This window comes from Stenotrophomonas sp. 24(2023) (genome assembly GCF_030913365.1).
Lineage (GTDB): Bacteria > Pseudomonadota > Gammaproteobacteria > Xanthomonadales > Xanthomonadaceae > Stenotrophomonas.
Genome location: NZ_CP133160.1, coordinates 3,347,550 through 3,358,815, shown reverse-complemented (window position 1 = coordinate 3,358,815; position 11,266 = coordinate 3,347,550). Strand labels below are relative to the sequence as shown.

Below are 11,266 nucleotides of genomic sequence, written 5' to 3'. Positions count from 1 at the left end.
ATGATAGGCAAATCCGTGCCGCTGCGTCTGCCGGCCGTCACTCCGGGCGCACCACCCCGGCCGGCCGGGGCGCGCCGCCGGCAGCTGCCGGCCATTCGACAACGGCCTCCAGCCCGCCTTCGGGGCGGTTGCGCAGCCACAGCCGGGCGCCATCCTTTTCCGCCAGCGCGCGGGCAATGGTCAACCCGAGCCCGGAGCCGCCGGTCTCGCGCGAGCGCGACGTCTCCAGCCGCACGAAGGGGTCGAATACCGCCTCCAGCTGGTCCGGGGCCAGGCCGGGGCCGTTGTCGGCCACCACCACCACGGTGGCACCGTCACGGCGGCTGGCCCGCACGCGCACGCGCTGGCCATACATCACCGCGTTGTCCACCAGGTTGGAAAACAGCCGGTGCATGGCCAGCGGGCGCAGCATCAGTACCGCGCCACTGCCGGCTTCAAAGGCGACATCGGCACCGCTTTCGGCAGCATCCTCCACGATGCTTTCCAGCAGCGAATCCAGGTCCAGCGCTGCCCGCTGCTCGGCACTCTCGGCGCTGCGTGCCAGTTCCAGGCCTTCGCGGACCAGCGCCTGCATCGCCGCCAGGTCACCGATCAGGCGTTCGCGCAGGGCCTCGTCGGTGACGTTTTCCAGGCGCAGGCGCAGCCGGGTCAGCGGTGTCTGCAGGTCATGGGTGATCGCCGCCAGCATCTGCGTGCGTTCGGACAGGTGCCGCTGCAGCCGCTGCTGCATGGCGTTGAAGGCTTCGGCCGCGCGCCGCACCTCGCGCGGGCCGGCCAACGGCAAGGGATCGCGCTGCAGGTCGTCACCCAGTTCCTCGGCGGCGCTGGACAGGGCCTGCAGCGGCGCGCTGGCCATGCGGGCCACCACGTAGGCCAGCACGGCAATGGCCAGCACCAGCAGGGTCAGGAACACCGGGTCCACGGCCAGGATGCCGTTGTGGGCCACCGCGGGCGAATCCAGCGCCAGCTTCAGCGGCGTGCCGTCGCTGAGCACCAGTTCCACGGCACGGCACTTGGGCGGGATGAAGGACGGATCGCGCTCGCGGGGGGGCCGCCGGTGCCCCGGGGGAGGCGGTGGTGGCAGCAGGTCCTGCAGCTTGGGCAGGCAGGAGCGGAAGGACGTGAAATGGACCTGCGCGCGCGCCGCCGGGCCCGGACGGTCGTCCAGCACCGCCATCAGCGCCGTGTCCAGCTTGCCCTCGCGCGCGCCCGGCGGCAGCGCCCGCACGCTGGGGCCGCCCACTTCCAGCAGGCGTTCGCGCAGTTCGGGGTTGCCATCGAGCAGGTTGATGTAGCCCTGCAGGCGGTCGGCGATGCGGGTCAGGTTCTGCCGTTCGAATTCCTGCTGCCGCTTGGCCGAGGCCAGCATGGTCGCGCCGATCGCGGCCACGCCCATGCCCAGCAGCAGGATCACGAACAGCCGCCCGACCATGGACGACAGGAAATGGCGCAGGCGCTTCATGGTGGCTTATTCCAGGTTGACCGCCGACGCCAGCACGTAGCCCTCGTTGCGCACCGTCTTGATGAGGCCATCCGGGCCACCATCATCGCCCAGCTTGTTGCGCAGACGGCTGACCTGCAGGTCGATCGCCCGGTCCTGCGACTCGTAGTTGCGGCCACTGCTCAGCGCCACCAGCTGCTCGCGCGAAAGCACCTTGTTGGCGTGGGCCACGAACACCCGCAGCAGCCGGAACTCGGCACCGGACAGCACCACCACGCGCCCATCCGGGTCCACCAGGTGGCGGTGCTCCAGGTCGAACACCCAGCGCGAGAAGCGCGCACGGCGGATCGCCAGCGGCTCCAGGTTGGCCGGCAGGGCTTCGGTCCGGCGCAGCACGTTGCGGATGCGGGCCAGCAGTTCGCGCGGCTCGAACGGCTTGGCCAGGTAATCGTCGGCGCCCATTTCCAGGCCCAGCACGCGGTCGATCGGCTCGGCCCGGGCGGTGAGCATGATGACCGGCGTGCTGGAACGCGCGCGCAGGTCGCGGCACAGGGTCAGGCCATCTTCGCGCGGCAGGTTCAGGTCGAGCACGATCAGGTCGACCAGCTCACGGTCCAGCACCTGGCGCATGGCCGTGCCATCGGCGGCGGTGCTTACCAGGTAGCCGGCACGGCCAAGCTGCTCGGCGAGCAGGGCGCGGATATCGTTGTCGTCATCGACGATCAGCAATCGATGCATGGGGTGTTCTGTCTCCATAGCGCGAATCATCCCCTGTCGGGAGCTGAACCGCATCAAGTTCCGTGCGTGCCACTGTATCCTCGGCCGTGAAGGAAACACACGGACACAAGGAGCTGCCGACAGTGTTACACAGGGACACACCCCGAGGATTGAGCCCCGCCCAACGCGCTCTTCACAATGCCGTCCACCGCCGCCCCACCGGCCCGAAGAGTGAAAACGCCACGTGACCACGCGCCTGCTGCCCACGACCCGACGCGGTCGCCTGTTGTTGTCCCTCGCCCTGCTGGTCCTGGTGGCGGCCCTGGTGGCCTGGCTGCTGCGCACGCCACCGCCCCCCGCACTGGCCACCACCCCCACCACCCGTGGCGACATCGAACAGACCGTGGATGCCACCGGCGTGATCGATGCCTACAAGCTGGTCAGCGTCGGCGCGCAGGCGTCGGGCCAGATCAAATCGCTGAAGGTGCAGCTGGGTGACACGGTCAAGCAGGGCGATCTGATCGCCGAGATCGACGCCACCACCCAGCAGAACCAGGTGCTCAACGCGCAGGCCTCGCTGGATCAGGTGATCGCCCAGCGCGCCGTGCAGCAGGCCACCCTGCGCCAGGCCGAGCTGGAATTCGCGCGGCAGAAGCAGATGCTGGCCGCCGAAGCCACCTCGCGGCAGGAATACGACGCGGCCGAAGCGGCACTGAGCACCGCCCGGGCGCAGGTGCAATCGCTGGACGCGCAGATCAAGGGCCGCCAGACCGAACTGGGCACGGCCCGCGCCAACCTGGCCTACACGCGCATCACCGCACCGATGGATGGCACCGTGGTGGCCGTGGTGGCCGAAGAAGGCCGCACGGTCAACGCCAACCAGACCGCCCCGACCATCGTGATGCTGGCGCGGCTGGACGTGGTGACCATCAACGCGGAAATCTCCGAAGCGGACGTGGTCAAGATCAAGCCAGGCATGCCGGTGTACTTCACCACGCTGGGCGAGCCGGACCGCAGGTACCACGCCACGCTGCGCCAGATCAATCCGGCCCCGGCGTCCATCGCCAACGAAAGCAGCTCCAGTTCCAGCGCGTCCAGTTCCAGTTCCAGCAGCGCGGTCTACTACAACGCACTGTTCGACGTGGAAAACCCTGACGGCACCCTGCGCATCGACATGACCGCGCAGGTGTCGGTGATGCTCAAGCAGGCCAAGGGCGTGCTGATGGTGCCGACGGTGGCACTGGGCCCGAAGACCCGCGATGGGCAGCAGGTGGTGCGCGTGGTGGATGCCAAGGGCCAGCCGCAGCCGCGCCGGGTCAAGGTCGGCATCAACAACGGGGCCACTGCGCAGATCCTGTCCGGCCTGGACGAAGGCGAGCGCGTGGTGGTGGGTGAAGCCAGCGCCGCCGGCATGGGCGGGGGCGGCAACCGTGGCGGCGGCGCCCTGCGCATGGGACCGGGCGGACCGGGCATGGGACCGCGCCGATGAGTGGCGGCGTCCCGCTGCTGCGCCTGCGCGACCTGCGCCGCGAATTCCCTGCCGGCGAGGATGTCATCGCCGTGCTGCGCGATGTCAACCTGGACATCCACGCCGGCGAGATGGTGGCCATCGTCGGCCAGTCCGGTTCGGGCAAGTCCACCCTGATGAACATCCTGGGGTGCCTGGACCGCCCGACCCAGGGCAGCTACCAGGTGGCCGGCCGCGAAACCGGGCGCATGGCGCCGGACGAGCTGGCCGCACTGCGCCGTGGGCATTTCGGCTTCATCTTCCAGCGCTACCACCTGCTGGGCGATTTGGACGCACGCGGCAACGTGGCCGTGCCGGCCGTCTACGCCGGCAGCCCCGGGCCGGTGCGCAACGCCCGTGCCGAACAGCTGCTGCAGCGGCTGGGCCTGGGCGACCGCATGCACCACAAGCCGGGCCAGCTGTCCGGCGGCCAGCAGCAGCGCGTGTCCATCGCACGCGCGCTGATGAACGGTGGCGAGGTGATCCTGGCCGACGAACCCACCGGTGCGCTGGACACGAAATCCGGCGAGGAGGTCATGGCCATCCTGGGCGAACTGCATGCCGAGGGCCACACCATCATCATCGTCACCCACGACATGAGCGTGGCCGAGCACGCCCAGCGCATCATCGAGATCCGCGATGGTGAAATCATCGCCGACCGCGCCAACCCGGCCGCACCGCACTACCGCGCGCAACGCGCGGCCAGCACCGGGGTGGCCCATGGCAGCAGCTGGCGCGCCACCCGCGACCGCTTCACCGAGGCCTTCCGCATGGCGCTGCTGGCGATGAACGCCCACCGGCTGCGCACCTTCCTGACCATGCTCGGCATCATCATCGGCATCGCCTCGGTGGTTTCGGTGGTCGCACTGGGCAACGGCTCCCAGCAGCAGGTGCTGCAGAACATCAGCGCACTGGGCACCAATACCATCGACGTCTACCCCGGCCGCGGCTTCGGTGACATGCGCTCCGGGCGCGTGCAGACGCTCAAGGCCAGCGATGCCGATGCGCTGGCCCAGCAGAGCTACGTGGACAGCGCCACGCCCAGCGTGTCCACCTCGGTTACCGCGCGCTACCGCAACCAATCGGCCACCGCACAGGTCAACGGCGTGGGCGAGCAGTTCTTCCGGGTGAAGGGCGTCAGCCTGGTCAGCGGCAGCTTCTTCGACCGCGATGCCGTGCGGGCACTGGGCCAGGTCGCGGTGATCGACGAGAACACGCGCACCCAGTTCTTCCCCGACAGCGACCCGGTCGGCCAGGTGATCCTGCTGGGCAACGTGCCCGCGCGCGTGGTCGGGGTGGCCAAGCGGCAGAGCTTCGGTTTCGGCGGCAGCACCAGCCTGAGCGTATGGGTGCCCTACACCACGGCCATGTCGCGCATGCTGGGCCAGAGCCACGTTTCCAGCATCACCGTGCGCGTGGACGACAGCACCCCGATGGATGCGGCCCAGGGGGCCATCACCCGGCTGCTGACGCTGCGCCACGGCACCGAGGATTTCTTCCTCAGCAACAGCGCCGAGATCCGCCAGACCATCGAGCAGACCACCCGCACCATGACCCTGCTGATCAGCGCCATCGCCGCCATCGCCCTGCTGGTGGGCGGCATCGGGGTGATGAACATCATGCTGGTGTCGGTCACCGAACGCACCCGCGAAATCGGCGTGCGCATGGCCGTGGGTGCGCGGCAGAGCGACATCCGCCAGCAGTTCCTGATCGAAGCCGTGCTGGTGTGCCTGCTCGGCGGCCTGCTCGGCGTCACCCTGGCGCTGCTGCTGGGCACCGCGTTCGGCCGCTTCTCCTCGGATTTCCAGATGATCTTTTCCACGTTCTCGATCGTCGCCGCCTTCGCCTGCTCCACCCTGATCGGCGTGGCGTTCGGCTTCCTGCCCGCGCGCAACGCCGCGCAGCTCGACCCGGTGGAGGCCCTGGCCCGCGAATGAAGAAACCGACGATGCCCCGATTGACCTTCCCTGCCCCGCCCCGCCGGCTGCTGGCCGGCACGATGCTGCTGGTGCTGTCCGGCTGTGCCTCGGTGGGCCGCTACCCGGTCGATGAACCCGGCGTGGCCGCCCGGTATGGCCGCGGCGATGCCACCGCCAATGCGTTGGCCGATGCCCCGCGCAGCAGCCTGGATACCCCCGGCCACGACATCCGCCAGGACACCTGGTGGACGGGGTTCGGCGATGCCCGGCTGGACCGCCTGGTCCGCGCCACGCTGGCAGCCAACAGCGACCTGGCCGCCGCCGGGCTGGCCGTGCAGCGCGCCCGCCTGCAGGCGGGCCTGGCCAGCAATGCGCTGTGGCCACAACCGACCTCGCAGGGCATCAGCGCCAGCGGCAGCCGCGCCACCGACCAGGCCGACGACTGGCGGCGCAGCTATTCCACCGGCGTGTCGCTGGGCTGGGAAGTGGACCTGTGGGGACGGCTGCGCACCCAGCGCGACATCGCCCGCTGGGAAGCACAGGCCACCGAAGAGGACCGGCAGAACACCGCCCTGCTGGTGGTCGGCGATGCCATCACCCAGTACTGGGCGCTGGCCTACCTCAACCAGTCCATCGCCGCCGGCCAGGCCAGCCTGGAACGGCTGGAGCGCACCCGCAGCCTGGTGCAGTCGCGCTTCGATGCCGGTGCGGTATCGCGGCTGGAAGTACGCCAGGCCCTGCAGAACCTGCAGGCACAGCGTGCTGCGCAGAGCGCACTGGAGCAGCAGCGGGTGGAAGTACGCAATGCGCTGACCGTGCTGCTCGACGGCACGCCCTGGCCGCAGCAGGATGAACCGCAGAGCCTGCTGGACGCGCGCAGCCCGGCCATTGCCGAAGGCCTGCCGGCCGACCTGCTGGGCCGCCGGCCCGACCTGCGCGCGGCCGAGCTGCGCCTGCGCAACAGCCTGAAGACGATCAAGGTCACCGCCACCCAGTACTACCCGGCGCTGAGCCTGACCGGCAGCCTCGGGTCCAGCGCCACCTCGCTGGGCGATGTGCTGCGCAACCCGGTGGCCACGCTGGGCGCAGGCCTGTCGCTGCCGTTCCTCAACCTGCAGCGCGCGCAGCTGGATACGGACATCGCCGGCACCAGTTACCAGATCAGCGCGACCAGCTTCCGCAAGACGCTGTACACGGCCCTGTCGGAGGTGGACAACGCGCTGTCCGCGCGCGAGCAGCTGGCACGCCAGGTGGCCGCCTCGCAGGCTTCCTACGATGAAGCGGTGGAAGTGGAACGCGCGCAGGAAGTGCGCTACCGCGTCGGTGCGACCGACCTGCGCACCTGGCTGGAAGCACAGCAGACCCGGCGCGATGCCGAACTGTCGCTGGCCCGCGTGCGGCAGAGCCAGTTGAACAACGATGTCACGCTGTTCAAGGCGCTGGGCGGCAGCGCCGGCTGAGGCGGCAAGAGCGCCACCCCAGGTTGGCGACTACCGGGCAAGTGTCGACCTTGGTCGACACGGTACATGAAAAAGGGGTCAGGTCCCTCGCCCGCGGAGAGGGATCTGACCCCGATCACCTGGCGCTGGCCGATCAACCGCGCTGGCGCACGGCCTCGAACAGGCTCACGCCGGCAGCGACGGACACGTTCAGGCTCTCGATCTCGCCCGGCATCGGAATCTTGACCAGGCCATCGCAGTTCTCGCGGGTCAGGCGGCGCAGGCCATCGGCTTCGCCGCCCAGTACCAGCGCGATGTTGCCCTTCAGGTCCAGGTCGTACAGCGAGGCCGTGGCTTCGCCGGCCAGGCCATAGATCCACACCCCCTGCTTCTGCAGGTCCTTCAGGCAGCGCGACAGGTTGGTCACCGCCACCACCGGGATGCGGTCGGCGGCGCCGGCCGAGGTCTTGCGCACGGTGGCGTTGACCGTGGCCGACTTGTCCTTGGGAATGATCACCGCGGTGGCACCGGCCGCAGCGGCCGAGCGCAGGCAGGCGCCCAGGTTGTGCGGGTCCTGCACCTCGTCCAGCACCAGCAGCAGGGCCTTGCCCTCGGCGGCGGTGACCAGGCCTTCCAGCTCGTTCTCGCTGTAGGTGCGGGCGGCGGCATAGCGCGCGGCCACGCCCTGGTGGCGCACCGCACCGCCGACACCGTCCAGCGCCTGGGCGGTCACCCGGCGCACGTCGATGCCCTTGCGGCGGGCGTTTTCCTCGATTTCGGTCAGGCGCGGGTTCTTGGCACCGGCCTCGACCAGCACTTCGCGGACGTTCTCGGCGTCGTTCTCGATGGAGGAGGCGACGGCATTGACGCCGACGATCCACTGGCTGTTCTTGCTCATGCGGGCAGGACCGGAAAGGGGGTGGCTATGGTAGAGCATCGGGGGCGGCCGCGCTTTGCGCCCGCCGGGCATGGCCCGGCGCTACCCGCCGTTCATCCGTCGGTCGAACGGGTACGCGGCGGCCAGTGCGGGGTGTCGTGGTCCGGGTGCTGGTGGGAGACGATGGTCGCCAGGAATTCCAGCGCCGCCATGTCCTGCTCGGTGCGCCGGGCCGGCAGGCTGCCCAGGCCGTCCACGAAGGGCAGCTTGCGCTCGATGCCGTACTGGATGGCGGGCGGCAGCCGCTCGGGATGGTCGAAGGCACCGGCAGCGATGGCCATGCCATCGGGCGCCTCGTAGGTGAGCGGCGTGCCACAGTCGGCGCAGAAGCCCCGCTGCACCACGTTGGACGAGGCGAACCGGCGCGGCTGGCCGCGTGTCCAGCTGAACTGCGCACCCCGCACCGATACCAGCGGTGCGTAGTACCCGCCGAACGCCTTCTGGCACATCCGGCAGTGGCAGATCGAGCTGTCGGTCAGCACGCCACGCACCTGGAAGCGGATGGCCCCGCACTGGCAGCCGCCGCTGTACTCGGGCTGGTTCTGCATTGCTGCGTTCCTCCGGAACATCGTGTCGACCAAGGTCGACACCTACCGATGTGGGGCCGTGTCGACCAAGGTCGACACCTACCTGATGAGCGGTGCCGGTACGGTAGGTGCCAACCTTGGTTGGCACACCGCGAATGTGCAGCCGGGCATGGCTCGGCCGTACCGATCAATACTGCTTCTTGGTGCGCTTGGCCGGCTTGCCGCGCTCAGGCAACGGCGGCAGCCCGGCGTCCTCGTCCTCACCCTTGTGTTCAACCAAGCGGAAGTCGATCTTGCGCTCTTCCATGCTGGCCTTCAGCACCAGGATCCGCACGCGGTCGCCCAGCCGGTAGCTGCCGCCGCGGCGCTCGCCGGTCAACGTCTTGCGGGTGGCATCGAACTTGTAATAGTCCTGCGGCAGCTGGGTGACATGCACCAGGCCCTGCACCTTCGATTCGTCCAGTTCCACGAACAGGCCGAAGCTGGTCACGCCGCTGATCACGCCGTCGAACTGCCCGCCCACGTGCTTTTCCATCCACGCGGCGCGGTAGCGCTCGTCCACCTCGCGCTCGGCCTCGTCGGCCCGGCGCTCGCGTTCGGAACACTGCAGCGCCAGCGCCGCCATTTCGCGCGCGTTGTAGGTGAACGTGTCCAGCGGCTTGCCGGACAGTGCGTGCTTGATCGCACGGTGCACCAGCAGGTCGGGGTAGCGACGGATCGGCGAGGTGAAGTGCGCGTAGGCCTCCAGCGCCAGGCCGAAGTGGCCGTGGTTGTCGGGGCTGTAGATGGCCAGGCTCTGGCTGCGCAGCAGCACCGATTCCAGCAGCGTGGCATCGGGGCGGTCGCGGATCTTCTTCAGCAGCTTGGTGTAGTCGCCCGGGCGTACCTTGGCCCATGGCGGCAGGCTCAGCTTGAACTCCTTGAGGAATTCCAGCAGGTCAGCGAACTTGGTCTCCGGCGGCTTCTCGTGGATGCGGTACGGCGCCGGCACGTGGCGCGACAGCAGGTACCTGGCCGCCTCCACGTTGGCCGCGATCATGCATTCCTCGATCAGCTTGTGCGCATCGTTGCGCACCAGCATGCCGGCCTGGGTCACTTCGCCACGGTTGTCCAGCACGAAGCGCACTTCGCTGCTTTCAAACTCGATGGCGCCGCGCTTGGCACGTGCCTTGGCCAGCACCTTGTACAGCTGGTGCAGGCGCTGCACCTGCGGCAGCAGGTCGCCGATGAACGCTTTGGCGCCCGCATCGTCCTCACCCACTGCCTGCCACACCTGGGTGTAGGTCAGGCGCGCATGCGAATTCATCACCGCTTCGTAGAAGCGCGAACCGGTGACCTGGCCCTCGCGATCGATCTGCATGTCGCAGACAAAGCACATGCGGTCGACCTTGGGCATCAGCGAGCAGATGCCGTTGGACAGCGTCTCCGGCAGCATCGGCACCACGAAGCCCGGGAAATACACCGAGGTGGCACGCTTCTGCGCTTCCTCGTCCAACGGTGTGCCGGGACGCACGTAGTTGGAGACGTCCGCGATCGCCACCACCAGCCGGAAGCCATCGGCGTTCGGTTCGCAGTACACCGCGTCGTCGAAGTCCTTGGCGTCCTCGCCGTCGATGGTGACCAGCGGCGTACGGCGCAGGTCCACGCGGTTGCCGATCATCGCCGGCTCGACCACCAGCGGCACCGCCGCGGCCTCGTCCAGCACCTCCTGCGGGAACTCGAACGGCAGTTCGTGGCCGTGGATGGCGGTCTCCACCACCAGCGAGGCGGTCAGTTTGTCGCCCAGCACCGCGATGATGCGGCCGATCGGCGGGCGGCGGCTGTCCGGTGCCTGGGTCAGTTCGCAGACCACCAGCTGGCCATCGCGTGCCCCCCCGGTCTGGTCCGGCGGTACCTGCACGTTGCGCTGCACGCGCTTGTCGTCGGGCACCACGTAATTGATGCCCATCTCGATGCTGAAGCGGCCGATCAGGCGGGTCATGCCGCGTTCCAGTACGCGGGCGATGCTGCCTTCGCGGCGGCCGCGATGGTCGATGCCGGTCACCCGGGCCAGCACCTTGTCGCCGTGCATGACCTTGCGCATTTCATAGGGCGGCAGGAACAGGTCGTCGCCGCCCTCGACCGGGCGCAGGAAACCGAACCCTTCCGGGTTGGCGATCACCACGCCGGTGACCAGGTTCAGCGTCTGGATCGGCGCGAAGCCGCCACGGCGGTTCTGCACCAGCTGGCCGTCACGGACCATCGCGCCGAGCCGGCGCGACAGCGCTTCGGCACGGTCAGCCGCGGTCAGGCCCAGGCGTGCGCCCAGCTCTTCAGCGGTCTGCGGCCCCTCGCAGCGCTCCAGCAGGGCCAGGATGGCCTCGCGGCTGGCGATGGGCTGCTCGTATTTCTCGGCTTCGCGTGCGGCGTAGGGATCGTCGATCACCTTGCCGGCCGGCGGCAGCTTGCGGCCCGGCGCCGGGCCAGGTGCGACGGCATCCGCGCTGCGGCCCTTGCGGCCGCGTGGCGGCGCGCCGCCTTCATTCAATTCGGGGAACCAGCCCGGCAACGGCTTGCCGGGTTTGGGGGTGCGGGCTGCGCCCGCCTTGGCGCCCTTCTTCGGGGCCTGGCTGCGGGACGTGGTCCCGCCCTTGCTTGGTTTTTTGGTAGTCATCGCCCTACATGGTAGCCGTTGATGGCGTGCAGAACGGGTCAGCGACCGTCCCTGAAGGCAGAGCGTGAGAAAAATTCAGGAAGTCGTTGACAGCCTGCGGGTTCATCTTCACAATTGCGCCTCTGG

8 protein-coding genes are annotated in these 11,266 nt (G+C 69.0%); 3 read left to right on the top strand and 5 right to left on the bottom strand.

The window, feature by feature from the left end; translation table 11 throughout:
- Positions 1-37: 37 nt before the first annotated feature.
- Both Q9R17_RS15200 and Q9R17_RS15195 read right to left on the bottom strand, forming a co-directional pair.
- A complete protein-coding gene (locus Q9R17_RS15200; RefSeq protein WP_308155434.1) occupies positions 38-1,462 on the bottom strand; it encodes an ATP-binding protein in 1,425 nt (474 codons plus the stop codon).
- A gap of 6 nt (positions 1,463-1,468) precedes the next feature.
- Positions 1,469-2,197 carry a response regulator transcription factor gene (locus Q9R17_RS15195; protein ID WP_308155433.1) on the bottom strand — a complete coding sequence of 243 codons (729 nt, stop codon included), beginning with the start codon at positions 2,195-2,197 and terminating at the stop codon, positions 1,469-1,471.
- 205 nt (positions 2,198-2,402) lie between these two features.
- Here Q9R17_RS15195 and Q9R17_RS15190 point away from each other — a divergent pair, with 205 nt between their 5' ends.
- From Q9R17_RS15190 to Q9R17_RS15180, 3 genes are read left to right on the top strand one after another with little or no spacing between them, the layout of a single operon-like run.
- Positions 2,403-3,647 carry an efflux RND transporter periplasmic adaptor subunit gene (locus Q9R17_RS15190; RefSeq protein WP_308155432.1) on the top strand — a complete coding sequence of 415 codons (1,245 nt, stop codon included), beginning with the start codon at positions 2,403-2,405 and terminating at the stop codon, positions 3,645-3,647.
- Positions 3,644-5,602, top strand: coding sequence for a MacB family efflux pump subunit (locus Q9R17_RS15185; protein ID WP_308155431.1), 1,959 nt, complete (start codon positions 3,644-3,646; stop codon positions 5,600-5,602). The genes Q9R17_RS15190 and Q9R17_RS15185 overlap by 4 nt, the downstream gene beginning before the upstream one ends.
- Before the next feature lie 11 nt (positions 5,603-5,613).
- Positions 5,614-7,044 carry an efflux transporter outer membrane subunit gene (locus Q9R17_RS15180; RefSeq protein WP_308155430.1) on the top strand — a complete coding sequence of 477 codons (1,431 nt, stop codon included), beginning with the start codon at positions 5,614-5,616 and terminating at the stop codon, positions 7,042-7,044.
- Positions 7,045-7,177: 133 nt separating this feature from the next.
- Here Q9R17_RS15180 and rlmB read toward each other — a convergent pair whose 3' ends face one another.
- The 3 genes from rlmB to rnr form a co-directional block, all read right to left on the bottom strand.
- Positions 7,178-7,921 (bottom strand): 23S rRNA (guanosine(2251)-2'-O)-methyltransferase RlmB, encoded by a 744-nt coding sequence (gene rlmB, locus Q9R17_RS15175; RefSeq protein WP_294987798.1) that lies wholly within the window; start codon positions 7,919-7,921, stop codon positions 7,178-7,180.
- A 92-nt stretch (positions 7,922-8,013) separates the two neighbouring features.
- The gene (locus Q9R17_RS15170) at positions 8,014-8,508 is read right to left on the bottom strand and encodes a GFA family protein (RefSeq protein ID WP_308155429.1); all 495 of its coding nucleotides are present in this window, start codon (positions 8,506-8,508) and stop codon (positions 8,014-8,016) included.
- A gap of 166 nt (positions 8,509-8,674) precedes the next feature.
- Positions 8,675-11,140: a ribonuclease R gene (gene rnr, locus Q9R17_RS15165; protein ID WP_308155428.1), complete on the bottom strand. Its 2,466-nt coding sequence runs from the start codon at positions 11,138-11,140 to the stop codon at positions 8,675-8,677.
- Positions 11,141-11,266: the final 126 nt, after the last annotated feature.